Below are 25,461 nucleotides of genomic sequence, written 5' to 3' on the forward strand. Positions count from 1 at the left end.
TAAACTTAGCTATACTTAAATAAAAAGGAAAAAAATGCTTATAAAATTTAAAAATCATAGTCCTAAATTAGGTCAAAATGTTTTTGTTGCAGAGGGCGCTAAAATCATAGGAGAAATAGAAATAGGAGATGAAAGTAGTATTTGGTTTAATTGTGTTTTAAGAGCCGATGTTAATTTTATAAAAATTGGCAAAAGAACCAATATTCAAGATCTTAGCACAGTCCATGTTTGGCATAGGGAATTTGATGAAAAAGGAAAGTTAAAAGACGCTGGTTTTCCTACAATAATAGGAGATGATGTAACTATAGGACATAATTGCGTTATCCATGCTTGTGTGATAAAAAATCGTGTTTTAATCGGAATGAATGCTGTTATCATGGATAATGCTTTGATAGAAGAAGATAGCATAGTGGGTGCTGGAAGCGTTGTAACAAAGGGTAAAAAATTTCCGCCACGCTCTTTGATACTTGGAAATCCTGCAAAATTTGTGCGTGAATTAAACGATGAAGAAGTCAGCTTTCTAAAACAATCCGCTTTAAATTATGTGGATTTTAAAAACGAGTTTTTAAAAGATCTTCAGTGATATTTTGAAGTTTAGGCGAGAGTTTTACTTCAAATTTCACAAAACGATCAAGATCTAAAAAACTCTCATCGAGTTTTGAAATTTGCTCTTTTGTATAATCTTGAATAGTATTTAAAGATGACTTTTTAAGAAGTCTTTTTTCTTTGTAGACTAATTCTAAAAGTTCTTTGCGTTCTAAATTTTCATCTTGATTTGGGTTTTCGTCAAAAACATAAAGCTCATCAAAAAGGATTTTTTGCGTGTTTTTATCATAAACCCTAAAAAGCTTTTTAAAATGAGGTAGGGTTGATTTTTCGTTATTTTCGCTGATTTTGATTTTAGGTTTTATGCCTTGATCTTCTAAGGCTGCGAGTTTATAAACGCAACTAAAAATAGGATCGCTTGAAGCAGTGATCAATCTTTCGCCTACACCAAAGATATCAATAGGTGCATTTTGTTCTTTGAGTTTTTTAATACTCCATTCATCAAGGGCGTTAGAAACTATGATTTTACATTTTTGAAGTCCTGCTTGATCAAGTTCTTGTCTGATTTTCAAACTCAACTCAAGCAAATTTCCAGAATCTATTCTCACACCGCCTTCTTGGATACCAAATTCTTTAAAAACTTTAATCGCATTTTTAAGTCCGCTATTTAGACAATCATAAGTATCGATCAAAAAAACAGGATTTTTTGGATAAATTTTCACATAAGCTTTAAAAGCTTCAAGTTCATTTTCAAACATTTGCACCCAAGAATGTGCCATAGTTCCATTGATAGGGATATTATAAATTTTTCCTGCTAAAGTACAAGCACTTCCTATGCAACCTCCTATAAAAGCTGCTCTTGCTCCTTTTAAGGCTGCTTCACTTCCTTGTGCTCTGCGTGAACCAAATTCTAAAATTTTACTGTCTTTAGCTGCACGCACGATACGATTGGTTTTGGTAGCAATAAGGCTTTGGTGGTTTAAACTTAAAAGTAAAAAAGTTTCTAAAAGCTGTGCTTCTATAGTTGTAGCTTTAACGCAAAGTAAAGGTTCATTTGGAAAAATCACTTCTCCTTCACGCATGGCATAAATCTCGCCTTTAAATTTAAAGCTAGATAAAAAATCTAAAAATTCTGTATCAAAAATACCTTGTTTTCTTAAAAATTCTATATCTTCTGTATCAAAACTCAAATTTTCAACAAAGTCTAAAATATCTTCAAGACCTGCAAAAATAGCAAAAGAACCTGAATCTGGAATTTTTCTAAAAAATATATCAAAATAACAAATTTGATCTTTTTTATTGTTTTTGAAATAGCCTTGAGACATTGTAAATTCATAAAAATCACAAAGCAAGGCTAAAGAAGTTTTAGAAATCATCAAAGCTTATACTACCCTTAGAATAATTCGTTACTTTACTTTCAAAGAAATTGCTCTTTTGATCGTTAAATTTTGAAAAATCATCCACCCATTTAATGGGATGTTTTGCATTGTATAACTTATCTAAATTGATCGCACTTAATCTTTGATCTACAAGATAATGGATGTATTCTTCTATGATATCATCAGTAAAGCCCATGATTTGATTTTGAGTGATGTATTTACCCCATTTGATCTCAAGATCTCCAGCTTTTTTAAACATATCATAAATTTTATTGATATTTTCATCATGGAATAAATCGGGTCTTTCTTTGCGTACTGAATTGATCATATTTTGAAATAATAAAAGATGTGTGATTTCATCTCTTTGGATAAAGCGGATCATTTGTGCTGAACCTAGCATTTTTCCTGCACGCGCAAGTGCGTAAATAGCAGTAAAACCACTATAAAAATATACTCCTTCTAAAATTTGATTTGCCACCATAGCTAAAAGAAGTTTATTATCATCTACATCGCCTGCTAATTCTTCATAAATGCTTGAAATAAAGTCATTTTTTTCACGCAAAGTTTCATCATGCTTTTCCATTTCATAAATCAAATCTGTATTATCGCAAATCGCTTCTACCATAACAGCATAAGATTTTGAATGGTTTGCCTCTTCATAAGCTTGGCGTGCCAAAACCGCATTGATTTCAGGAGCTGTGATGTAAGGGTTGATATTGTCTGCTAAATTATTGGTTTGAAAACTATCCATAGAAATAAGCTGACTCCAAACCAAATCATACATTCTTTTTTCACCTGCAGTTAAATTACAGCGATAATCAAGTGCATCTTTAGTTGTATCCACTTCTTTTGGAAACCAAGTATTTGCCTCCATTAAATCCCAAAGTTTTAAAGCCCAAGTATATTTTGCCTTAGTGAAATTTAAAATTCCATGTGGGTTACCATCAAAAACTTTACGATCTCCTAGGGTTTCGTTTGAACTTGGATTGTAAATTCTTTTTCTTTGCATTTTTAACCTTTCTTTATGCTTTAGTAGCTATACAACTTTGAGTTAAAATATCGTGTAAATTTAAACGATCTTTTCTTATAAAACTGACAAATAAACCAAAGAGTAAGCCAAAACTTATAATAAATATCACATATCTTAGTAAAATTCTAAGAAAACTTAGCTTCTTTCCCGTTTTTATATCAATAAGATATAAATCATACGCTTTAAGACCTGGGCTTTGTGCCTTTTTTGTTAAAAAAATAGCTTGAATCAAACCAAATAAAAAAGTACATAAAGTTGTGATAAAATGGTTGTTTAAAAAAGCTTCTTTAGAGCCTAATAGAAAATAAAATAAATACAAAATAGGAACATAAATAAGAAAAATATCTATAAGCAAAGCTCTAAATCTTAGCCATCTAGAGCTAATTTTTGCTTTAGTTTTCATTTAATTTCCACGGCTTCCTGGTTTTATAGCTTTACTCCCTTTTTTACAAAGTGGACAATTTGTTTCATCATAAATTTCAAATTCAAAATTTCCTAGAGTAAAGAGTGGTAAATTTTCAGGTAATTTCGCATTATCTTTTCTTGGAGATTTTAAATTTTCTACTGCACAAAAACCACGATTTGCCAATGCTGCAAAACCTACAATAATGCCACCTAAACTTTCAATGATTTTTGCACTCTCTAAAGCACTACCACCTGTAGTAATGATATCTTCACAAATTATAAATTTTTCACCCTTTTTTACTTCAAAACCACGTCTTAAAGTCATTTCTTTATTTACTCTTTCAGTGAAGATAAAACGTTTGCTACAAGCTCTTGCAAGCTCATAACCTGCTAAAATTCCACCTAAAGCAGGAGAACAAATGCTGTCAAATTCTATCTTATAGCTTGCAATAATCTTTGCAAGTTCATCACAAAGTTTTGCTGCTAATTTTGGATCCTCTAAAACTTTTGCACTTTGAAGATAAAATTGCGAATGTTTACCTGAACTTAGTAAAAAATGCCCTTCTAAATAAGCACCACAATCTTTATAAATTTGTTCTAAATTCATCGTTAAACCTTTAAAAGTTCACTTTCTTTGCTTTTTACACTCTCATCAATTTTTGTTGTATAGGTGTCGGTAAGTTTTTGCACTTCATCATAAGCTTTTTTTGCTTCATCTTCGCTTATTGCCTTATCTTTTTCTAGTTTTTTAACTGCATCGTTGGCATCTTTGCGTATATTTCTTATAGAAACTTTTGCCTTTTCACCCATAGCTTTAGCTTGCTTTACGTTTTCTTCTCTTTGCTCTCTAGTCATCGGAGGGAAAAATAATTTTACACTTTCGCCGTCATTGTTTGGATTGACACCGATATTTGCAGCTGCAATAGCGCTTTCTATGGTTTTTAGTAAAGGTTTTTCCCAAGGAGTGATGCTAATAGTTGAAGCATCACTTGCTAAAACAGTTGCTACTTGATTTAAAGGAGTTTGAGTTCCATAATAATCCACTGTAATATGATCTAAAATATGGGTATTAACTTTTCCAGTTCTTAAAGTGGTAAAGTCTTTTTTTAAGGCTTCTAAAGATTTTTCACTTTGGGTTTTTTGTTTGTTAAAAATTTCATTTAGCATTATCATTTCCTTTAATTATTTACTTGAATTAACATCGCTTGGAAGTTGTGGTGCACTTGGAGCGATAGAATTTGTGTTTGGGGTAGTAGGCACAATAGGAGCACTTGGAATAGTAGTGTTGTTGTTTTCTACTTTAATTTTCTCTGCTAGAGAGTCCTTGCTAGCTTTATTGTATAAATAACCAAGACCAATAGTATTTGCAATAAGTAAAATTCCCATGACAAAGGTAAATTTTGCCAAAAATCCAGCCGGTCCTTTGGCACCAAATAAACTTTCATTGCTTCCACTATAAGCTCCAAGTCCTATACTTGAACTTTTTTGAAGTAAAACTGCTATACAAATAACTACAACGATGATAAATTGTAAAATGATTAAAAGAGTGATCATTGAAATTTCCTAAAAGTTAATTTTTAAATGATTATTTTAGCTAAATAAAACTTGAAAAGTTTTGAAACTTGAAAAGTTTTTGTGAGAAAAATCCCACAAAAACTTATCTGCTATTGAAGCTTCTTAAGATATTAAGTAAAGATACGAAAAGATTAACAAAATCAAGATAAAGTGCTACTGCACCTTCGATTGGAGTTTCATAATTTCCGCGGATAATATTTTGCGTATCATAAAGAATGTAAAATGAAAATAATATTGCAGCTACTGCTGAAATAGCTAGATTAACTATACTGCTTTGGAAGAAAAGGTTTAGTAAAGATGCTGCTACAATAACGATTAATACTATAAATAAAGCTTTACCCATAACAGTAAAATCTTTTTTTGTATTCATAGCAAATACACTAAGTCCTGCAAAAGCAACTGTTGTTAAAGCAAAAGCTTGAGCGATGATAATTCCTCCAGCTGGTAGAGCTAAAACTGAAATAAGTAAAGGTGTAAGCGTTAAACCTGAGCAGAAAGTAAAACCAAAAAGTAAAACAAGATTTAATGGAGCCTCTCTTTTTTTCCATTGCAAAGCAAATAAAAGTCCGATTTCAACAGCAAAAAGGATCCAAAAAGTTACTTGTGATTGTATAAAAAATGATGCTAAAGCAAAAATTCCTACATACGCACCTACTGTTGCAGCTAATAATGAAGCAGCAAAAAGTTGATAAGTTTGTTTAATAAAAATACTTAATTCGCTTGAGCGTGTATTTTCAAATTCTTTTGATCTTGAGTAGTCTCTATCATAAAGACTCATAAAATTCTCCTTGCAAAATTGTTAGATTTTTTAAAATCTTGAGCGAAATCTAACATATTAGACTAAATAAAAAGTTAATTTATATAATATCTTATGCTTAAATGAAATCTTTGCTGAAATTTTGTTATAATTTCAAGATTTTAGTTTCAGGTTGGTTTTATGGAAAATCTTATTAGCGGTGCGATTAAGTTTATGCAAGAAGACTTTAAGGAGCATGAAGAACTTTTTGAAAGTCTAAAAAATAAGCAAAATCCCCATACTCTTTTTATAGGTTGTTCTGATTCTAGAGTAATTCCAAATTTGATCACTAATACGGGTCCAGGTGAGCTTTTTGTAATACGAAATATTGCAAATATAGTTCCACCTTATCGCGTTGGAGAAGATTACTTGGCGACAACTTCAGCAATAGAGTATGCTTTAAATTCATTGCATATTAAAAATATCGTCGTTTGTGGCCATAGTAATTGTGGAGGTTGCAATGCTCTTTATTATTCTGATGAAGAGTTAAATAAAATTCCTAACGTGAAAAAATGGCTTACTATGTTAGATCCGATAAAAAAAGATGTGATGATTTTTGCAAGAGACGATTTGGCTATGCGTTCATGGCTTACAGAAAAATTAAATTTAGTAAATTCTTTGCAAAATATACTTACTTATCCAGGCGTGCAAGAAGCTTTAGATGAAGGAAAAATAGAAGTACATGCTTGGTATTATATTATAGAGACAGGTGAAATTTATGAGTATGATTTTAAAGCAAAAATTTTTACTTTAATACAGGATAGGAAAGTTCAATGAAAAAAATTATTTTTAGTTTATGTTTTTTTATTTTATACCTTGGAGCACAAGAATTTAAATTTATTGATGCAAATATTAGCAAAGAGGATGAAGGAATTTATGCTTTAGTTGAAAAATATGTTGATCTTAACAATCAAATTAAAGAATTTAAGAAAAACAATGATGAAAATTCAAGCACTTTTAATGGTATTTTAAGTGAATTTGAAAAAGACAAAAAGACTATTTTAGCAAAAATACCCGATATGATAGTAGGACAAAAGATTAATGAAGAGGCAGTGGCTAGATTTTTAAAAGCAAAAGAAAAATTACTAGATGTTCAAAAAAAGAATATTAATAAGCCTTATATTTATACAGATGCTACTCTTAATCTAGTTTATTTTAATATTGTGGAAAGTTTTTATTCTTCTTTGTTTGAAGTGGAAAAACTTTTTAAAAATACAGCAAGCAGTGAAGATTTGATTGCTACTGTTGATAAGGCAATGGAAAATTTACAAAATTCTTCTAATGTTAATTTAGATAGTTTTAAAAGCAAAATTACAAATCCAGAAGAATTAGAAAAAATTACCCTAAAAGAAAGATATATCAGTAATGCTGTAGATTCTTATTCTGAAATTCTTAAGTATTTACGCTCAAATGCAGATTTGCTTGAAAGTAATTATATTTTTTCATTACTCGAGCTTCAAGTTTGGATAGATCGTATAAATGAGGCAATTGGGGTAAGTTTTGTTAATATCGGAAAAATAGTAATTTCTGCTTTGGTTTTAGTATTTTTTATATCTTTAAGACGTTTTTTTGCAAATATAGTATATTTTTTCCTTGTTCAGCTTTTTTATAGAAATAAAAATGATGTAGATGATATTAAAGTCATTTTTATTGAGAATATTAAAAAACCCGTAGGTTTCTTGTTGATTGTCTATGCTATTTCTCTTTGTCTTACTATAGCAACTTATCCTGCACCTTTGAGTGTAAATTTAAGTAATTTTTTTCATATAGTTTATGCAGTTTTAATTGCATGGCTTATTTTAAGAATGCTTGATGGTTATGGCGTGGTATTGGTTTCTAAACTTGCTCAAAAAAGTGGAAAAAAAGAAGTTGTAAATTTAATTATTAAAATTTTATATTTTGTCATTATTATCATAGCTTTATTATATATTCTTGCTCAACTTGGTTTTAATATTTCGGCTATTATTGCATCTTTGGGAATTGGTGGTTTAGCTGTTGCTTTAGCGGCGAAAGATATCATTGCAAATTTCTTTGCTTCTATACTCTTACTTTTTGATAATAGCTTTAATCAAGGAGATTGGGTAGAGGTTTCAGGCATAGAAGGAACCGTGGTTGAAACAGGACTTAGAAAAACTACTATTAGAACTTTTGATAATTGTCTTGTATTTTTACCAAATTCAACTATTATGGGAGCTAATATCAAAAATTGGAGCAAAAGACGCATGGGTCGCCATGTTAGAATGTATTTGGGTGTTGGTTATGATGCTACTCCTGAAAAACTAGAACAATGTGTAAAAGATCTAAGAGAATTTTTGCATACAAGTGATTTAGTAGCTCACGATGAGGATAGCGCATTAAAATATGGCGATCATACAACAAAATATCGTCAAAATCTTGTATCTATTAATGATTTAGAAGGCTATAAAAATGCTTGTTATGTGGCTTTAAGTGAATTTGCAGATAGTAGTATTAATATAGAGCTTTATTTTTATACCAAAGAAATAGGCGGAAAAGATTTTAGAGAAGCTAGACAAAGTTTAATGCTTGAGTTTATGCGTATAATTGAAAAAAATGGTTTAACCTTTGCTTTCCCAAGTCGTAGTATTTATATAGAAAATTTACCACCCCTTGATTTGCAAGCAAAAGCTATAAAATAGCAAGATTTTATCTTGCTATTTTTTTAAACTGGCATAACGCGTATATTTGGACTTAATTCTTCTTGTAAAATTGTTTCAATAGCATAAAGTGTTGCACCACTTCCACTAGAACAACCACTACAAGCACCAAGATAACGAATATAAACATCAATTGCTGCACCTTCAGCCTTTTGTATATCAATCACTTCCAAATCTCCACCATCATTATGAAGCATAGGGCGAATTTCAGCATCTAAAACACTTTCAACTGCTTTTAATTGTCCCACTACGGTCATTTCATCAAAAGCCACATCACTTTTCATTGTATTTTTGAGTTTTTCTCTATCTATTTCAGCTCTAGTTTCAGCTAAAATATCTACAAGGTAATAATCTCTTTTTTCATGTCCGCCTGGTTTGATACAGGATTTACAAAAAGCACCCGCTTTAGTATATTGTGTGATTTCTTCTACGCTATGCAAATCATTAAGTTTAATCACTTCTTTAATAGTTCCAAGACTTACCCTAGCGCACTCGCAAACTATAATTTGATCTTCAAAATCTTCAGGACTTATACCTTTATAATGCGCTGCTGCTTGTTTGATTACATCATAAGCCATAACCGAACAGTGCATTTTTTGAGGTGGAACAGCTGGAGTTTCTGGATTATCACGCATAGCAAATTCCACATCTAAATTTGTGATTTTTACTGCTTCATCTACAGTTTTTCCTATACAAAGATCCACCATAGTATCACTACTTGCTATAGCTGTACCACAACCAAAACTTTTAAATTTTGCATCGATAATTTTATCAGTTTTTTCATCTACAAGCCAAAAAAGTCTTACCGCATCGCCGCAACTTTCTGCGCCAAAATCAGCTACGATCAATTTTGCATTGCGTGCTTTAGCATCTTCTTCACTAAATTCTCCCATATGTTGAGGATTATTCATTCTATCTTGAACTTTTTGTGAATACTCATCCCAAATGGATCCACCAATTAAACTATTTTTTCCCATTTTTCATCCTTATTTGTAATTATTTGGATTATAAGCATAAGTGCAAGAAATTGCTCTTAATCTCTGTGTTGCATTTTTAATTTGTTTTGCTGCATAATCAATTTCTTCTTCAGTGTTAAAACGTGACAAAGAAAGTCTTAAAGCTGTGTGCGCTAAATCATGTTCCGCACCGATAGCTTCCATAATAGGATTGCTTTCTAAAGCTTCGCTTGCACAGGCTGAGCCCGTACTTGCAGCTATACCATTTTTATTTAAATCCCAAAGCATCGCTTCGCCTTCAACGCCTTTAATACTTGCTAAGATTGTATTAGGCACACGGTGTTCCCTTTTTCCAACCACTGTTGTATCAGGTAAAGCTAAAATTTGATCTTCTAGTTTATCTCTTAAACGGCGTATATGAGAATCTTCAAAATCAAGCATAGTATTTGCAATACGCAAAGCCTCGCCCATAGCCACCATGTAAGGTACATTTAAAGTTCCGCTTCTACGACCACCCATGTGTTCTCCACCGTGTAAAAGTGGAGTAAGTTTAAGTCCTTTTTTTATAAAAAGTCCACCCACACCCTTTGGTCCATGAAATTTATGTGCCGAAAATGAAGCAAAATCAACTCCTACTTGAGTTAAATTAACCTTTATTTTACCTACTGCTTGAGTAGCATCCGTATGAAAAAGAGCACCAAATTCATGCGCAAGTTCTGCCATCGCTTTAATATCAAAAATCATACCTGTTTCATTATTTGCCCACATAACACTTACAAGCGCTGTTTTATCGCTAATCACTTTACGCAAATCTTCTACAGTAGAAACCCCTTCTTCATTTACAGGAAGTTCTATGACTTTTACTCCAAGACTTTTTAAAAAATAAGCAGCAGCAGCAACGGCAGGGTGTTCTACGCTAGAAATAATCACTTCATTGCGTTCTTTATCTAAAATATGATCAAAATACACACCCTTAAGCACCCAGTTAATGCTTTCTGTCGCACAGGAGGTTACAACTATGTCATCTAGGTCATTTGCTCCAAGTCCTGCATAAAGTTTATCCAAAGCTTCTCTTAAGGCAGGATGTGTTGCGCTACCATATTGATGAAGGCTATTTGGATTTCCATACATATCCTTTAAAAAAGGTAGCATCAACTCATAAGCATTAGGATCAAGCATTGTCGTTGCGTTGTTATCTAAATATACTTTCACTTTAAAATCCTTAATTTATCCTTAATTTTAATTAGGATATTTTTTATCTTTATTTGAAAACGGATAATAACAAAAATTTATAAAAATTAGGTTAAAAATTATAACAAAAATAAAATGCTAAAGTAAAATTTTAAAGTGAAATATTTTGTGAATTTTATATAGCAAAAATAAGAAATACTATTTCTTAAATTTTTCTTCGTAATACTTTACTATCTTTGAATCTTCTTTGGCTGTATGTTTAAAGATAAAATCTTGAACAACGAGATTTAATTTTTCGGTCATTATATTTACAAATTTAGCTTCACTGATGATAATTTCTTCAATTTCTAAGATAATTTTTCTATGAATTCTTGTATGATGGTTGATATAAGGATATTCTATTTCTCTCATAAAGGCTTCTTCATCTGAAAAATGTCTATTGATCATTATCAACAACTCTCTTAAGACAATTTTAACTCTTTTGTTCCAACATGACGTTGGTTCATTAAAGAGAGTTTTTTAGAAATTTCAAAAAGTTCTTTATGTTGATGATCTAAAAGATCATTATTCATCGAAATAATTTTTTCATTATAAGTCATGGTTTTGAGTACTTTTATATTTATATTTTTCGAGAGCGGATTATAATGCTATAATACTTAAAATTTTATTAATTAATTATATAAAAATTATTATTATTAAAGTATTTATAATTTATATATTTTTTAAAAAATTATTTTAAACCATCACAGACATATAAGAGTTTAAAATTTTATTTATATTTGCTTGTTTTTGACGACGATCTAAAAAATTTTCTATAGAGCTAGAACGTAGTTGATTTGCTTCTTCTAATCTTTGCGTATCTTGACTTTGGTTTTGATATTGTTTTTTAAGAGCATCAAAATCATTGCGATTTTGATCGATATAAATTTGAAATATTGAACTTGAATTTGCAAATTCTCTTAAATCCATATCTTTTTGGTAGTTAATATATTGTTGAAAAAATACAGATAGTTTGTCTTGAGTGCTTGTTTTTTTATCTACGCCATTAACATAAAGATAAAGATCAAAACTCATCTTTTTTTCATTTTCTTTTTTGATGTAATCTTCTATATCTGTTTCACCCTTGAGAATTTTTTGTAAATTTTGATGAGAGCTTAGTTCTAAAGTGGCAGGTTTCATAAAAAAGTTAAATTCTTTTTCGTTTTGAGTTTTTATATCATGGTAGATAAAATTCATTAAAAGACCAGATTTTGATACTTCTGCATTTTTAGTTAAATAAGGTTTTAAAATTTCATTAGAAGAAGTATTTTCTATGGCTTTATCAAAATGAAAATTAGTTATTTTATTATCCAACATTAAAGTATTTAAATTTGCGATATTGCTTAATGCCAAATCAATTTCTTCTTGATTGTTGTAAATTCTTGAAATTTGGCCTAAAAATTCTCCATTATCTGTTGAAAAACCTGATGATAGTTTTGAAATAAGATCGCGACTTAAATAAGCATTATCATCTTGTAAAAATTCTGAATTTATAGATTTTAATGAACTATGATAGCTATTTAAAAGATAAGGTAGATCAATTTTATTGTAGTTTAAATTTTCATCTTGTTTTGCGAGTTCTTTTGCTATGCTTCTAACACTTTTAATGTTGATATCATAAGATTCTGGTATATTTGCAATTTTATTTAAATCTTTATCAAAAAAACCTTCTTCATTGATTCTAAATCCAAATTCACTAGCATAAGTGGTATTATTAAAAATATAACTTAATTGTTCTAAGCTATTTTCATTTCCTTCTTGATCCAAAGCTTTGCTATCTTTAATCAAATTTAGAGCAGAGCTATTCTGCAAAGGATTAGATAAGGTTAAATTTTGATATGGATTTGCCGAATTTATAGTCATTTTAAATCTTTCCAAAATATTGCTATTTTTTATAAGCAAAAGGTGTGCCAAGTTTTTTAAAAATTAAATTCAGTCAAAAATTAGAAAAAATTTGATAGTATTTAGCTTTTCTTTTAATTTGAAAAATAAAAATTTATCTAAATAAGGAAAGCGTATGCCAAAGATGAAAAGCGTTAAAAGCGCAGTTAAACGCTTCAAAGTAGGTAAAAATAAAATCAAAAGAGGCTCAGCTTTTAGAAGTCATATTTTGACTAAAAAACCTGCAAAAAGAATGCGTGATCTTCGCACAGCTAAATATGTGCATAGCACAAATGTAAAAGCTGTTGAAAAAATGCTAGGAATTTAAGTTTTTGACTAAAAGTCATTCAAACTCCCCTCTGAGATAAAATTTCAAGGGCAAGCTCCAAATTTGGACGCCACTTTATGAAAGGAAATAAAAATGGCAAGAGTAAAAACAGGTGTTGTTAGACGCCGCAGACATAAAAAAGTTTTAAAATTAGCGCGTGGTTTTTATAGTGGACGCCGCAAACATTTTAGAAAAGCAAAAGAACAATTAGAAAGAAGTCTAGTCTATGCTTATCGTGATAGACGCCGCAAAAAAAGAGACTTCCGTCGTCTTTGGATTGTGCGTATCAATGCTGCTTGTAGGCTTAATGATTTAAGTTATTCAAGATTTATCAATGGTCTTAAAAAAGCAGGTATTGAACTTGATAGAAAAATTCTAGCAGATTTAGCTATGAATGATTCTGCTGCTTTTGCAAAAATTGCAGAGGCCGCAAAAAAAGCACTTTAATTTTTTTTAGTGTAAGAATTTCAAGATTTTTGATTTCTTGAAATTCTTAATTTTTTAGTATTGATTTAATTTAGCTAGAACATCTTCATAACATTTGAGTTGATTTACATTTTTTTCAAAATCTTCGCCGACATTGCTTCTTTGTTTTAATTTATCTGAAATTTCTTTACCTGAATTTATAAGATTTGAAATGATTTTGGAAAATTCATTGGATTTATCCCTTATAAAATTCATTTCTTGAGTACTAGAATTGGAACTTTTTGCAATGGATTGTATGGTCTGAATAACTAATTTAATAGCTCCTTCCATTTCACCTAGACCCATTTGGGTATTTTCTGAAAGTTTTCTAACTTCATCAGCTATAACTGCAAATCCACGACCAAGTTTTCCAGCTCTAGCAGCATCTATACCTGCATTTAAAGATAAAAGGCTAGTTTGTTCAGCAATCCCTGAAATAAGATCTAAAATACTATTTAATTGATCTATATTTTTCAAAGAAGATTGCACTTCTTTTTCTAAATTCATTTTTTCTTCACTTTGGTAAAGGTTGTATTCTAGGTAGTTAGTGAAATTGGTAAAACTTTCACTAATGGTTGTAAGACTTCTTCTTATATTTTCAAGTTCTTCAAAAATTTCTTTAAATATACTTGTATTTTTATCAATTTCTGATGTATTTTGTTTGAGTTGATTTAAAATTATTTTATTAATCTCATTTGTCATTTCTAGTTTTTGAGCTCTTATATTAAGATAATAGTATTTAAAATCGCTGTATTTTTGTATGAAAGTTTTTAAATATCTAGGTTTGAAATCATTAAAATTTTCAACTTCATAAAAAAATATTGCCACTAAACTTTTTGCAATTCCCACTCCATAAATTTCCCCAAAACTAGAAAAACCAACTATAGGAAAATCATTAAAATGGATTTGATTTAAATGTTCTTTGTTTTGAAGTCTTCTTAAGATACAATCATTAAAAATTGCTCCTAGTGGTTTTGGTTTATTAAGAGAAAATTTTTCGTAATCTTTTTTTATGGCTTCAATAAAATTTGTTTTTTAAGCAAGCTTAATTCTTGAGCGCTTTCTATATCACAATAACTAAATAATGTTTTATCTGGGTTGATTTCCATAGGGGAAATAAGATAGTCTTCTCCAATTTTTAAAGCAAAAGTATATTCTTGCATTTTATTTTTAAGTTCTTCAAAAGTACAGTTAAAATAATTGCATAAAGCTTCAACCGCGTTGATGGATTGAAAGGTTTTTTTATCAATAAATTCACGTACCGTCCTATCATATAAGCTTGCATCAAGTATGGTAAAGGTAATGTTGCTTTGAGGATTAAAATTTTGAGATTTCATTAAATCAAAACGATATTTAGATTTAAATTGGACATGTATGCTTAAAGCTTGATTTTTTAATATTTCTCCGTTATAAAATATAAATGTTCCGCTAAAGTCCATATTTCCACTAGATCCACCTCCTACTAAAGCACAAGGATAGGGGTTGTGTTTGTATAAAAGTTCTAAAAGAGAACTTTCGCTTTGACTTAAACCATCATAAATTAAATAATGCAAAGTATTTGTGCAGTGTGCTTCAAAAGGTATATTTATAGATAAAACTTCTTTTTCTATCAGTTTTTTTCTTTCTGTATAATCTTTTATATTGCTAAAAAGCTTGATTTTATTTGTGCAGAGATTTTCTATCATATCTTCGCTAAAAAGCATCAAGCTTATTCCTTGGATATTTTGTTTATAAGGACTGTTTTCAATGTTTGAGTTAGAATCAAGATTGCACAATAAATCAGTAGCATTGCTTAAGATGATATCACATTGTTCATTTATAGAATTTTGAATCTTATTTCCTATGATTGCTAGGTTAAGTTGATACGACGCAAAGCCTATGATTAATTTTGGCTTGATATTTATTTTTTTTAATTTTTCTTCAAGTTCATTTTCTTGAAGAAATAGAGCTTCTAAAACTTTTTTACTCTCTTCTTTTTGCGCTGAGCTTTTATTTTTAAAATTAAAAAACATTGATTAAACTCCGTTAAAATTATTTTAATTTGTTAGTTAATTAAAAATAATATAAAATTTTAGTATTTATAATTTTTATTATATCTTAAAGTAACAAAAAATGTAATAAGTAAATTAAAATTTAGATATAATCATAAATTATAATAATACTAACTTCAAGGATAAATCAAATATGATTGGAGATATGAATGAGCTTTTATTAAAAAGCGTTGAAGTATTGCCACCTTTACCCGATACTGTAAGTAAGTTAAGAAAATATGTGAGCGAGGCTAATTCAAATATAGAAACCATGAAAGTTGCTGAAATCATTTCAAGTGATCCGTTGATGACGGCTAAGCTTTTGCAATTAGCAAATTCTCCTTATTATGGTTTTACAAGGGAAATTACAACCATAAATCAAGTGATTACTTTATTAGGCATTGGCAATATTATCAATATAGTTACGGCTGATTCCATTAGAGATAGTTTTAAAATAGATGTTTCACCTTATGGTTTGGATACACAAAATTTTTTAAAAACTTGCAACGAAGAGGCAACTTTTATCACAAATTGGCTTAATGATGAAGATAAAAAACTTTCTCATCTTTTAGTTCCTTGCGCAATGCTTTTAAGGCTTGGTATTGTTATTTTTTCAAATTTTCTTATACAAAATCATAAGGATAAGGATTTTTTAGCTTTTTTAAATAAAAATGAAAATCTTGCTTTAGCGGAGAATGAATTTTTAGGCGTAGATCATATTTCTTTCTTGGGATTTTTGTTACATCGTTGGAATTTTGATGATGTTTTGATTGAAAGTATATGTTTTGTTCGCACTCCTCATGCTGCTCGTGAAGAAGTGAAAAAATCCGCTTATGCTTTAGCAATAACAGATCATCTTTTTGCTCCGCATGATGGCTCTTCTCCATTTAACGCAAAAGCTGCAGTTGCTTTACTTGAAGAGGCAAAAACTCAAGGAATTAATTTTGATTTAAACAATCTTTTATCTAAGCTTCCTAGCAAAGCTAAGGAAAATTTAAACAAAGAAGATTAAAGAGCCTTTTTAGGGCTCTAAATTGTAGTGATGAAAAGTTTAATCTTACCTCCTAATGAATTTTTAGATCACTATATTTTAAATGCCGAATTTCATCGTTTTGCTGGAATTTCAAAAAATGCTTATAAATTTTGGAAAAATGTAGAAATAGGCAGATATCAAGGAACAAGAATTATATTTTTGCATAGAAATTGCATTTTAGAAAAACATCAGCAAGCTTTAAGGCAATGTAGTGGTTTAAATGGTTTTGTATTGGCAAGTGCTTTTTGTTCTTTTACTGGATTAGCCCCCTCTCATTTAGTGGAAAAAAATAATTCTTCTATTTACAAACTTTTAGAGCTTAAGGAGATTTGTGGGATTAAATTTGTTAATCTAAAAAAATTTTATGATTTTTTAGGGCTAAATTATCATCAGCATATTTATATAGAAAAATGCCATTTTTTTAGCCCAGCTCCTTTTGAAAAGCGTATTAAAATCACTGAGAGTATGTGCGTTGGGTATTATTAAGATAAGAAAAAATAAATGCACATAGCAAAGCTATAATAGCCAAAAAGAAAACATAAATTCCCAAAGAAAAACGCCAAAAATTACTTAAATTATCTAAGGCAAAACTATGCAAGAAAAAAGCAAGTTGCGGAGTTAAACCTCCAGCTATAGCATAAGCAATATTATATGAAAAAGAAAGTCCTGAAAATTTAATTTTTGCATCAAATACTTCACTCATTATTAAAGGGCAAAAATTCATCACTCCGCTAAAAAAACACACAAGTAAATATAAGCAAGCTACTAGGTTAAAATCAGCATTTTGTCTATATAGAGTATTAAAATAAAGCAAGCTTACAATTCCAAAAAAAACACTAAAAAATACACAAGATTTGATAATGCCTATTTTATCCGCTAAAATTCCACTTATAATACACCCTAGGCAAATAAGTAAAATTCCACCTATTTGAAGATAGGTTTGTATAGAAGTGTTAATTTGAAGTATTTTTGCCATATAGCTAGGCATAAGCAAAATCATTACAACAATGCAACCTGTCAAAACCCAAGTAATCATCATAGAAAGAACAATTCCCATTTTAGCTTTTTTAAACACTTCTTTTAAAGGAAATTTTTCTAAAGCCTTGTCTTTTTTCATTTGTTCAAAAACAGGAGTTTCTCTTAAAAATTTTCTCAAATAAGCAGAAATAATCCCGAAAATTCCACCTAAAAAGAATGGAATTCTCCAAGCCCATTCATGAAGTTCTTCTTGGGTATAAATTTTATTCATAATTAAAAAAACTAAACTACCTAATAAAATTCCACCTACAACCGAAGCGGTTAAAATTCCCAAATAAGTTCTTTTTTGACCTTGTGGTGCGTGTTCGTATACAAAAACCCAAGCTCCAGGAAGTTCCCCGCCTATAGCAATGCCTTGACAAATGCGTATAAAAACTAAAAGCACAATACAAAGAAAACCTATGCTTTCATAATTTGGAATAAAAGCTAGAGTAAAAGTTGGAATAACCATTAACAAAATACTAATCATAAACATTCTTTTGCGTCCAAATTTATCTCCAAAATGTGCCAGTATCACACCCCCTAAGGGACGCGCTAAATATCCAGCCGCAAATATTCCATAAGTATTAAACATTTGCCAAAAACTACTTAAATCTTTTGGAAAAAAGTTTGTTGAAATATAATTTGCAAAAAATACAAAAATAATAAAATCATAAAATTCTAAAGTTCCACCTAATGATGAAAGTCCTAAAACTTTTATATCTTTTTGGTTAAGGGTTTTGCTCATTCTTAATCCATCTCATAAAAATCATCATCATTGTTATCATCATCGTATTCATAATCATCATCATCGTAATTATAATTTTTATGGTGATTTTGTGGATATTCTTCATCTTCGTTTTCATAATCATCGTAATTTAAATCTTCTTCATCTTCATAAGCCATTGTTTTCTCCTTAAATAAAAATACAAAGCTTATTTTATCTTAAATTTGTTTGGTTTTGCTATAATTTTTATAATTTTTTAAAAGGTGAATTTATGAAATTAAGTCATTTAGATGAAAAAAATCATCCTAAAATGGTAGATGTAAGCGATAAAAATATTACTTCAAGAATAGCCACAGCTAGTGGTATGATATATATGTGTCAAGAAGCTTTTGATGTAATTAAAAACAATACCGCAAAAAAAGGTCCTGTTCTTCAAACAGCTATTATTGCGGCTATAATGGGGGCTAAAAAAACAAGTGAAATTATTCCTATGTGCCATCCTTTAATGCTTTCTAAAGTCGAAACTGATATTATGGAATTTGTTAAAGAATGTGCATTTAAGCTTATTGTAACAGTTAAGTGTGAAGGTAAAACAGGGGTTGAAATGGAAGCTTTAAGTGGGGTTAGTATAGGACTTTTAACTATATATGATATGATTAAGGCTATAGATAAATCAATGAGGATTACGGATATATTGCTTGAAAGCAAAGAAGGAGGCAAAAGTGGTAAATTTGTGCGATCTTAAAAAAGAACCCCAGATCAATTATCCTACTTTTTGGGATTATAAGGTGATTTTTGAGGTGCATGTTAAGGCAAGTGAAATTTTTCAAGAAATTTTAGGCCAAAGAGAATATAAATTTGAACATTCGAATTCAAGTGCGAGTGGAAAATATCAAAGTTATTTATTAAATGTTTATGTTGATAGCAAAAAAGATCGTTTGGATATATTTGATAAATTAAAAGCTAAAGCAAAATTTGTACTTTAAGAAAGAAGGAAAAATGAAAAATACTTTAATTATTTTTGAAAATTCTTTATCAAATCTCAGTAAAGATGAAGCAAGTGATTTACTTGAAGACTTGAGTTTTAATCTTGCATATAAGCAAATTTCGCATAATCCTCATGAAACAAAAAAAGTTTTAAATTCTCTTTTGGTTGAATTTTTAACTATTTTGAAAAAACTTGATTTTTTTGATGATGAAAATGTTACAAAGGTTATCAAAGCTTTGGTTAAGGCGAGTATTGTAGATGCTCAAAATTCGCTTTATGAGTATATTAGCGAAGCTGAATTATTAAACAAACAGATTGAAAATCAAAAAAATTTGATTAAAAATCAAATCAGTGATAATTTTTTTGAATTCGAGAATATTTTACAAGAATGTTCTTTTTGTGATGAATTTAGCGGTGGTTTAAATGATGCTATTTTATTTGATATAGAAATGCTTGGAATTTTAAAAGAAACCGCTGAAAGTGCTTTTTTAACTACATTAGAAAAGGCTGAAGATATAGAACTTACAAGTAGTGAAATAGCTAAAAATCTCGTATATAATGCCATTTGTGAAGCTCATTTTGAAAAAGAAAGAATTTTAAAAATTTCAAGTATTATTTTAAATACTGCTTTTGAAATAGCCAATGAATCTATGGCTTATGCAAAAGATCTTTGCTTAGGTGTGATTAAAGGCACAAGAGATGGTATTGTTTTGGCAATGGAAAAATTTAAAGCTTCATTAACTTATGCAAATTTTGAAGAAGATGTTAGTTTAAAAAGCAAAGAACTAATAGGTATAGAAGATGATTTTATTGCTCTTTTAAAAAAAGAGATTCAACTACAAAATGATCCTTGTAAGAGTATAGTTGAGAATTTACTAGAACATGAACTTGATAATCTTTTTGCTAAATTTAGACGTCTTGCAGGTGAAAGCAGAGAGCAACTAATATTAGTTTTAAATGATATTAAGAAAAATCCAAAGATTAATGATTTTAATAAACTTACTCAAAGAAAATTAAATCGTTTTAAACAAGAAATTTTTGAATTAGAAAAAATTGCTAGTGAAAAATACAAAGATTTAAATTCTAAAAAAGCTAAAAAGCTCGGTGTAAGACTTTGGGAAAAAGCAAAAAAATTTGTTAAAAAATAATATCCCATTTTTGGGATATTAAATATCTATTTCTATACCTACAGGTGCGTGATCAGAGCCAAAAATATCATCTCTTATGAAAGCGTTTTTAAGTTTATCTTTTAAACCCTTTGAAATGAAAAAATAATCAATCCTCCAGCCTACATTTCTTTCTCTTGCTTTCATTCTATAGCTCCACCACGAGTATTTTTCTTTGATTTCGCCATTAATTTCTCTAAAAGTATCTATAAAACCAAGTTTTAGCAAATCATCAATCCAAGCTCTTTCTATAGGTAAAAAACCTGAAGTATTGGCATTGGCTTTTGGGTGGGTAAGATCGATTTCTTTATGAGCGGTATTGACATCACCGCAAATGATAATTTCAAACCCATCTTTTAAAAGCTTATCCAAATACACTAAAAAATCTACATAAAATTTCATTTTAAAATTTAAACGCTCTTCATCTTTTTGACCATTTGGAAAATAGATATTAAAAAGTGCGATATTTTTAAAGCGGTGTTCTAAAACCCTGCCTTCTTCATCATCAAAAAATTCACATTTTTTTACTTCGCTATCAAAATTACAAAGACTCATTACACCAGAATACCCCGCTCTTTTAGCAGAATTAAAATACATATGTTTAAAAGGATATTCATAAATTTTTTTAGGAAATTTATCTTCATGTGCTTTGATTTCTTGAAAACCTATAAAATCAATTTTTTCTTGTGCTATCCAATCAAGTGCATTTTTATCACAAATAGCTCTTAAGCCATTGACATTCCATGAAAGTAGTTTCATTATTTTCCTTAAAATTTTCATTAAAAGTGTAAATCATAACATAAAAAGATTTAAAACTACAATCCATTTAAAAAAATTCAATAAAATTAAAACCTTAAATTTGAAGGTGGGATTTATATGCTTAGATTAACTTGGTTTCAGTTTACTTTTTTTAATTCTTTGATGATTGTATTATTGAATTTTAATTTATTTTATTTTGTGTATGAAAAAAATACACAAAACTGGCTTATAACTTTTGTTTTTATTGTGGCCTATTTTGCCCTTGTTCACGTGGTTTGCTCTTTACTTTTTATAAAGTTTTTTACTAAATTTTTTTCTATATTATTTATAATATCATCTTTTTTAAGTGTTTACTTTATTAGTTTTTATGGGGTGCTTATAGATTCTGATATGATACAAAATGTTGTTCAAACAGACATTAAAGAAGTAAAAGATTTGTTAAATTTAAAATTGATCTTATTTGTTGTTTTGGCTTTATTATTGGTTTTTTATGTTGTTAAAGTAAAAATTGATTATTATGGTAGTTTTAAATCCCATATAAAAATTAAAATTATCAATATAATATCAGGTTTGATTGTTGTTTGTGCGATTTTAATCCCTTTAAGTAAAACTTTCTTGCCTTTTTTTAGAAACTATAATGAAATAAGAATGTATAATACTCCTTTTTATCAAATTTATGCCGTATATCGCTATTATATTCGTTTTGTGAAAGCTAAGCCAGAATTTAAAACTATAGCTAATGATGCTTATAGAGAAAACAATCACACTAAAAAACTTTTAGTTTTGGTGGTGGGTGAAACCGCTAGAGCGGCAAATTACTCTTTGGGTGGATATACTAAAAATGATACCAATTTTTATACCAAAAAAGATAATGTAGTCTTTTTTGATAATTTTTCATCATGTGGAACAGCAACAGCGGTAAGTTTGCCTTGTATGTTTTCTATTTCTAAGCGTGAAAATTATTCAAGTTCAGAATTTCAAGAAAATGCGATGGATGTGCTTTATAAAACAGGTGTAGATGCTGCATGGTTTGATAATAATTCTGGTGGTTGTAAAGGGGTTTGTGATAGATTAGCTTATAAGCAAAAGCTTTCTAGTGATTTGGATGAAAATTTACTCGCTCCTTTTAAAGAAAAATTAAATCATTTAAGTGATCAAAATATAATAGTTCTTCATTTGCAAGGTTCTCATGGGCCAACTTATTATAAACGCTATCCAAGCGAATTTAAAAAATTTACTCCAACTTGTGATACTAATGAACTTTCAAAATGTGATAGCGAGGCTTTAATCAACACTTATGATAATACTTTGCTTTATACAGACTATCTTTTAAGTGAGATTATAAAACTATTAAAAGAGCAAAAAGATTATGAAAGTTCTTTGTTTTATCTTTCAGATCATGGTGAAAGTTTGGGTGAAAATGGTATTTATCTTCATGGTATGCCTTATGCTATAGCACCAAGTTATCAAACTCATATTCCTGCTATTTTTTGGAGCAATGATGAAAATTTAATGAATTTAGCTAAAGAGCATAAAGGTTTAAAACTTTCTCAAGATAATCTTTTTAGCACTCTTTTAGGATATTTTGATGTAAAAACAAGTGTTTATGAACCAGAATATGATTTATTAAATCCTAAACTTAAGGCAAATCCATGAAACCTAAATATCATTTTTTAAATAACGCAAGATATGCTTTAGAAGGGCTTTTTGCTTTATTTAAAAATGAAATGGCGTTTAGAATTGAACTTTGCATTATTATCCCTGTGATAGTTTTTAGTTTTTTCTTAAAAGTTAGTTTTTTGGAGCATTTGTTATTGATAAGTGTCTTAATACTTATCTTAATTGTAGAAGCTTTAAATTCGGCAATTGAAGCTTGTGTTGATTTGATTACAAATGAATGGCATGAAAAAGCAAAAATCGCTAAAGATTGTGCGAGTGCGGCAGTGTTTTTTAGCGTGCTTTTAGCTCTTTTTGTTTGGGGCTTTATTTTATATAATATTTACTTATGAAATTTGAAAATTTAATACGAGAAATTTTAGGAAAAAAGCGTTTTGAATTGTTAAAATTTTTATGTGAAAATGCCGATGAAAATGGTTTTATTATGATTAAAATCAGTGATCTTGAAGAAAAATTACATCAAAGTAAACCTACCATCATCGCTACTTTTAAGTTTTTAGAAGAAAAAAAACTTTTTAAGCGTCTTAAAAATGGATTTTATCAGCTAAATATAGGAGATAAAAATGAAACTTAAAAATCCTTTAGATATGCATTTGCATTTAAGAGATAATCAAATGTTAGAACTTATTGCACCTTTGAGTGCAAGAGATTTTTGTGCAGCTGTGATTATGCCAAATTTAATCCCTACACTTTGCAATTTAGAAGATCTAAAAGCTTATAAAATGCGTATCCTTAAGGCTTGTAAAGATGAAAATTTCACTCCTTTAATGACACTTTTTTTTAAAAATTATGATGAGAAATTTCTTTACAGTGCTAAAGATGAAATTTTTGGCATTAAGCTTTATCCAGCAGGAATTACAACAAATTCAAATGGTGGAGTTTCAAGTTTTGATATAGAGTATTTAAAACCTACTTTAGAGGCTATGAGTGATTTAAATATTCCTTTGTTAGTGCATGGAGAAACCAATGATTTTGTAATGGACAGGGAAAGTAATTTTGCTAAAATTTATGAAAAATTAGCCAAACATTTTCCACGACTTAAGATTGTTATGGAGCATATTACCACTAAAACTTTATGTGAACTTTTAAAAGATTATGAAAATTTATACGCGACAATCACTTTACATCATTTAATCATCACTTTAGATGATGTTATCGGAGGTAAAATGAATCCTCATCTTTTTTGTAAGCCTATAGCCAAGCGTTACGAAGATAAAGAAGCCCTTTGCGAACTTGCTTTTAGTGGTTATGAAAAAGTTATGTTTGGAAGTGATAGTGCGCCTCACCCAAGAGATACTAAAGAGTGTTGCGGTTGTGCCGCAGGTGTATTTAGCGCCCCAGTGATTTTACCTGTTTTAGCTGAATTATTTAAGCAAAATAGCTCAGAAGAAAATTTGCAAAAATTTTTAAGCGATAACGCTTGTAAAATTTATGATTTAAAATTTAAAGAAGATAAAATTTTAACTTTAGAAGAAAAAGAATGGCAAGTGCCAAATGTTTATGAAGATAAATACAATCAAGTCGTGCCTTATATGGCTGGAGAAATTTTAAAATTTCAATTAAAATATTGATTTTCCACCTTAAAGGTGGAAAATTTAAGCTTTATTTACAAGAGCATCTCTGATATCTATAACAAGATAGATTACAAAAAAACTTAGAAATAAAGCAATAAAACTGACTATCAATGACAATAAACCAGCTAAAAATCCGATGCTAAACATCATAAAAAGAGAATAAAGCAAAGCTACAACAAAACTTATCGCTGCAATTGCATCAAGAATCAAGCGTCCAAATTTGATGATTAAATTTTTAACCACTAAAAACTCCTTTGAAATAATGAGTGAAATTGTAATAAATATAAGCTTAATATTTTTATAAGTTATTTATAATTAAAAGTTTTATTTTAGATTCTATAGTTTCAGTAATATCATTTTCAACAAAAGAACTTACAGTTTCTTTAGAAGCTGTGATTTTGTTCATACTTAAATGCCATAGAGCATTTTCTATAGCCTCTTCTTTTGTTCTTTGGACTTTGCGTGTTTCATCAAAAACAATCTTATGAAAAAATATATTTTTTTCTAGTAAATAATTTTCTAAATCTTTTTTATAAAAACCTTTAAATTCAGTATTAAAATATTTAAAAATCGGATCTAAAAAATCACTTTTTCTATAATCAGCCCAACCAAGATAAATTTTTATTTTGGCTAGATTTAAGAAATTTGTATAATCTTTTTCATTTTGCAAAGCAGGGGACATACTTAAAAATGCAAGATCAAATTTAGTATTAGGATTGTTTTGCACCCAAGTTTCAAAGCTCAAATTTTTGCATTTTATATTGTTAAGATTTAGTTTTTTAGCATCTTCTTGTAAAATTTCAAGCATAGCATTTGCACTATCTAGGGCTAAAATTTCTTTAGCTTCTTTAGCTAAGTGTAAAGTCCAAACCCCAGTTCCACATCCTATATCTATAATGCTTTTATTTTGAAAAGAAATCTTTAAATTTTGTAAATATTCAAAAGTTTGCTTTTGTATGGTGTTTAAAGTGTTTTGATATCTTGCGTAAGTTTTGGCCTTTTTATCCCATAAATTCATATATTTTCCTTGATAAAATATATAAAATCATAGCATAAATTTTTAAAATTCAAGCCCTTTTTTGGGCTTGAATGACTAATTAAAACCTCTTCTTCTTAACATCTTCTAAGATATTATTAGCTATATCACTTACTGTACTAGAAATAATAGCTGATTCATTAGCAATTTCAACATTATCTTTAGTAGTTTGATCAATTTGAGCTACA

Annotated in this window: 28 protein-coding genes and 5 pseudogenes; 14 read left to right on the forward strand and 19 right to left on the reverse strand. The window is 29.2% G+C overall.

Going from position 1 to position 25,461, the window contains the following annotated elements; translation table 11 throughout:
- Positions 1-34: 34 nt before the first annotated feature.
- Positions 35-583, forward strand: coding sequence for a gamma carbonic anhydrase family protein (locus tag SR63_RS00665; RefSeq protein WP_002851622.1), 549 nt, complete (start codon positions 35-37; stop codon positions 581-583).
- On the opposite strand, the gene SR63_RS00670 is transcribed toward SR63_RS00665, so the two are convergent.
- The 7 genes from SR63_RS00670 to SR63_RS00700 form a co-directional block, all read right to left on the reverse strand.
- Entirely contained in the window at positions 552-1,925 is a 1,374-nt protein-coding gene (locus SR63_RS00670) for a nicotinate phosphoribosyltransferase (RefSeq protein ID WP_012006633.1), read from the reverse strand. The genes SR63_RS00665 and SR63_RS00670 overlap by 32 nt on opposite strands.
- Positions 1,912-2,934, reverse strand: coding sequence for a ribonucleotide-diphosphate reductase subunit beta (locus SR63_RS00675; protein WP_002851758.1), 1,023 nt, complete (start codon positions 2,932-2,934; stop codon positions 1,912-1,914). Before SR63_RS00675 ends, SR63_RS00670 begins: the two co-directional genes overlap by 14 nt.
- Before the next feature lie 13 nt (positions 2,935-2,947).
- Positions 2,948-3,358, reverse strand: a complete 411-nt coding sequence (locus SR63_RS00680) for an RDD family protein (RefSeq protein ID WP_002866373.1) — start codon at positions 3,356-3,358, stop codon at positions 2,948-2,950.
- Entirely contained in the window at positions 3,359-3,967 is a 609-nt protein-coding gene (gene pyrE, locus SR63_RS00685) for an orotate phosphoribosyltransferase (protein WP_002866374.1), read from the reverse strand.
- A gap of 2 nt (positions 3,968-3,969) precedes the next feature.
- Positions 3,970-4,533, reverse strand: coding sequence for a ribosome recycling factor (gene frr / locus SR63_RS00690; protein WP_002860618.1), 564 nt, complete (start codon positions 4,531-4,533; stop codon positions 3,970-3,972).
- A gap of 9 nt (positions 4,534-4,542) precedes the next feature.
- Positions 4,543-4,914, reverse strand: a complete 372-nt coding sequence (gene secG / locus SR63_RS00695) for a preprotein translocase subunit SecG (protein WP_002851915.1) — start codon at positions 4,912-4,914, stop codon at positions 4,543-4,545.
- 103 nt (positions 4,915-5,017) lie between these two features.
- Positions 5,018-5,713 (reverse strand): Bax inhibitor-1/YccA family protein, encoded by a 696-nt coding sequence (locus SR63_RS00700; RefSeq protein WP_002851668.1) that lies wholly within the window; start codon positions 5,711-5,713, stop codon positions 5,018-5,020.
- A 159-nt stretch (positions 5,714-5,872) separates the two neighbouring features.
- On the opposite strand from SR63_RS00700, the gene SR63_RS00705 reads away from it, so the two are divergent.
- Positions 5,873-6,508 (forward strand): carbonic anhydrase, encoded by a 636-nt coding sequence (locus SR63_RS00705; RefSeq protein WP_002851887.1) that lies wholly within the window; start codon positions 5,873-5,875, stop codon positions 6,506-6,508.
- Positions 6,505-8,388: a mechanosensitive ion channel family protein gene (locus SR63_RS00710; protein ID WP_002866376.1), complete on the forward strand. Its 1,884-nt coding sequence runs from the start codon at positions 6,505-6,507 to the stop codon at positions 8,386-8,388. Before SR63_RS00705 ends, SR63_RS00710 begins: the two co-directional genes overlap by 4 nt.
- 23 nt (positions 8,389-8,411) lie before the next feature.
- Here SR63_RS00710 and SR63_RS00715 read toward each other — a convergent pair whose 3' ends face one another.
- The 4 genes and pseudogenes from SR63_RS00715 to SR63_RS00730 form a co-directional block, all read right to left on the reverse strand.
- Positions 8,412-9,383 (reverse strand): iron-sulfur cluster assembly scaffold protein NifU, encoded by a 972-nt coding sequence (locus tag SR63_RS00715; RefSeq protein ID WP_002840050.1) that lies wholly within the window; start codon positions 9,381-9,383, stop codon positions 8,412-8,414.
- Between the two features lie 9 nt (positions 9,384-9,392).
- Complete coding sequence (locus tag SR63_RS00720) at positions 9,393-10,574, reverse strand: NifS family cysteine desulfurase (protein WP_147498323.1); 1,182 nt, start codon at positions 10,572-10,574, stop codon at positions 9,393-9,395.
- Positions 10,575-10,751: 177 nt separating this feature from the next.
- Positions 10,752-11,152 (reverse strand): annotated as a pseudogene (locus tag SR63_RS00725) (hemerythrin domain-containing protein).
- 136 nt (positions 11,153-11,288) lie between these two features.
- Positions 11,289-12,455, reverse strand: a complete 1,167-nt coding sequence (locus tag SR63_RS00730) for a hypothetical protein (RefSeq protein WP_002878300.1) — start codon at positions 12,453-12,455, stop codon at positions 11,289-11,291.
- A gap of 154 nt (positions 12,456-12,609) precedes the next feature.
- On the opposite strand from SR63_RS00730, the gene rpmI reads away from it, so the two are divergent.
- Both rpmI and rplT read left to right on the forward strand, forming a co-directional pair.
- Positions 12,610-12,801 (forward strand): 50S ribosomal protein L35, encoded by a 192-nt coding sequence (gene rpmI, locus SR63_RS00735; RefSeq protein ID WP_002777995.1) that lies wholly within the window; start codon positions 12,610-12,612, stop codon positions 12,799-12,801.
- Positions 12,802-12,894: 93 nt separating this feature from the next.
- Entirely contained in the window at positions 12,895-13,248 is a 354-nt protein-coding gene (rplT, locus tag SR63_RS00740) for a 50S ribosomal protein L20 (protein WP_002866382.1), read from the forward strand.
- 54 nt (positions 13,249-13,302) lie between these two features.
- Here rplT and SR63_RS08720 read toward each other — a convergent pair.
- A pseudogene (locus SR63_RS08720) lies at positions 13,303-13,719 on the reverse strand (methyl-accepting chemotaxis protein); the annotation flags it as partial.
- A gap of 685 nt (positions 13,720-14,404) precedes the next feature.
- Positions 14,405-14,972, reverse strand: a pseudogene (locus SR63_RS08725) (FIST N-terminal domain-containing protein).
- Between the two features lie 478 nt (positions 14,973-15,450).
- Between SR63_RS08725 and cheP the strand changes: the two are divergent.
- A complete protein-coding gene (gene cheP, locus SR63_RS00760) occupies positions 15,451-16,308 on the forward strand; it encodes a cheVAW transcriptional regulator CheP (RefSeq protein WP_002866385.1) in 858 nt (285 codons plus the stop codon).
- A 27-nt stretch (positions 16,309-16,335) separates the two neighbouring features.
- On the forward strand, positions 16,336-16,815 hold the full coding sequence (gene cheQ, locus SR63_RS00765) for a cheVAW transcriptional regulator CheQ (RefSeq protein WP_002854628.1): 480 nt from the start codon (positions 16,336-16,338) through the stop codon (positions 16,813-16,815).
- On the opposite strand, the gene SR63_RS00770 is transcribed toward cheQ, so the two are convergent.
- A complete protein-coding gene (locus SR63_RS00770) occupies positions 16,784-18,094 on the reverse strand; it encodes an MFS transporter (RefSeq protein WP_002866386.1) in 1,311 nt (436 codons plus the stop codon). The genes cheQ and SR63_RS00770 overlap by 32 nt on opposite strands.
- A gap of 2 nt (positions 18,095-18,096) precedes the next feature.
- A complete protein-coding gene (locus SR63_RS00775; protein ID WP_002851965.1) occupies positions 18,097-18,252 on the reverse strand; it encodes a highly acidic protein in 156 nt (51 codons plus the stop codon).
- 92 nt (positions 18,253-18,344) lie between these two features.
- On the opposite strand from SR63_RS00775, the gene moaC reads away from it, so the two are divergent.
- From moaC to SR63_RS00790, 3 genes are read left to right on the forward strand one after another with little or no spacing between them, the layout of a single operon-like run.
- On the forward strand, positions 18,345-18,818 hold the full coding sequence (moaC, locus tag SR63_RS00780) for a cyclic pyranopterin monophosphate synthase MoaC (protein ID WP_063674888.1): 474 nt from the start codon (positions 18,345-18,347) through the stop codon (positions 18,816-18,818).
- A complete protein-coding gene (locus SR63_RS00785; RefSeq protein WP_002857480.1) occupies positions 18,796-19,059 on the forward strand; it encodes a DUF493 domain-containing protein in 264 nt (87 codons plus the stop codon). The genes moaC and SR63_RS00785 overlap by 23 nt, the downstream gene beginning before the upstream one ends.
- Positions 19,049-20,209, forward strand: a complete 1,161-nt coding sequence (locus tag SR63_RS00790) for a hypothetical protein (protein ID WP_072238665.1) — start codon at positions 19,049-19,051, stop codon at positions 20,207-20,209. The genes SR63_RS00785 and SR63_RS00790 overlap by 11 nt, the downstream gene beginning before the upstream one ends.
- An 18-nt stretch (positions 20,210-20,227) precedes the next feature.
- Here the strand turns inward: SR63_RS00790 and SR63_RS00795 are convergent, their stop codons facing one another.
- Positions 20,228-20,986, reverse strand: a complete 759-nt coding sequence (locus SR63_RS00795) for an exodeoxyribonuclease III (protein ID WP_002880893.1) — start codon at positions 20,984-20,986, stop codon at positions 20,228-20,230.
- A 117-nt stretch (positions 20,987-21,103) separates the two neighbouring features.
- Between SR63_RS00795 and eptC the strand changes: the two genes are divergently transcribed.
- Genes eptC through pyrC form a run of 4 tightly spaced genes read left to right on the forward strand, consistent with a single transcriptional unit; the run spans position 21,104 to position 24,234 of the window.
- Entirely contained in the window at positions 21,104-22,642 is a 1,539-nt protein-coding gene (gene eptC / locus SR63_RS00800; RefSeq protein ID WP_014516915.1) for a lipid A/FlgG phosphoethanolamine transferase EptC, read from the forward strand.
- The gene (locus tag SR63_RS00805) at positions 22,639-22,995 is read left to right on the forward strand and encodes a diacylglycerol kinase (RefSeq protein WP_014516916.1); all 357 of its coding nucleotides are present in this window, start codon (positions 22,639-22,641) and stop codon (positions 22,993-22,995) included. Before eptC ends, SR63_RS00805 begins: the two co-directional genes overlap by 4 nt.
- Positions 22,992-23,237: a replication/maintenance protein RepL gene (locus tag SR63_RS00810; protein WP_002851854.1), complete on the forward strand. Its 246-nt coding sequence runs from the start codon at positions 22,992-22,994 to the stop codon at positions 23,235-23,237. The genes SR63_RS00805 and SR63_RS00810 overlap by 4 nt, the downstream gene beginning before the upstream one ends.
- Positions 23,227-24,234, forward strand: coding sequence for a dihydroorotase (gene pyrC / locus SR63_RS00815; protein ID WP_002866391.1), 1,008 nt, complete (start codon positions 23,227-23,229; stop codon positions 24,232-24,234). Before SR63_RS00810 ends, pyrC begins: the two co-directional genes overlap by 11 nt.
- Positions 24,235-24,265: 31 nt before the next feature.
- On the opposite strand, the pseudogene SR63_RS00820 reads toward pyrC, so the two are convergent.
- The 3 genes and pseudogenes from SR63_RS00820 to SR63_RS00830 form a co-directional block, all read right to left on the reverse strand.
- Positions 24,266-24,480, reverse strand: a pseudogene (locus SR63_RS00820) (hypothetical protein).
- A gap of 55 nt (positions 24,481-24,535) precedes the next feature.
- The gene (locus tag SR63_RS00825; protein ID WP_063674890.1) at positions 24,536-25,255 is read right to left on the reverse strand and encodes a class I SAM-dependent methyltransferase; all 720 of its coding nucleotides are present in this window, start codon (positions 25,253-25,255) and stop codon (positions 24,536-24,538) included.
- A gap of 79 nt (positions 25,256-25,334) precedes the next feature.
- Positions 25,335-25,461, reverse strand: a pseudogene (locus SR63_RS00830) (methyl-accepting chemotaxis protein); the annotation flags it as partial.

Source organism: Campylobacter sp. 2014D-0259, assembly GCF_008000505.1.
GTDB classification, from domain to species: Bacteria; Campylobacterota; Campylobacteria; order Campylobacterales; family Campylobacteraceae; genus Campylobacter_D; species Campylobacter_D jejuni.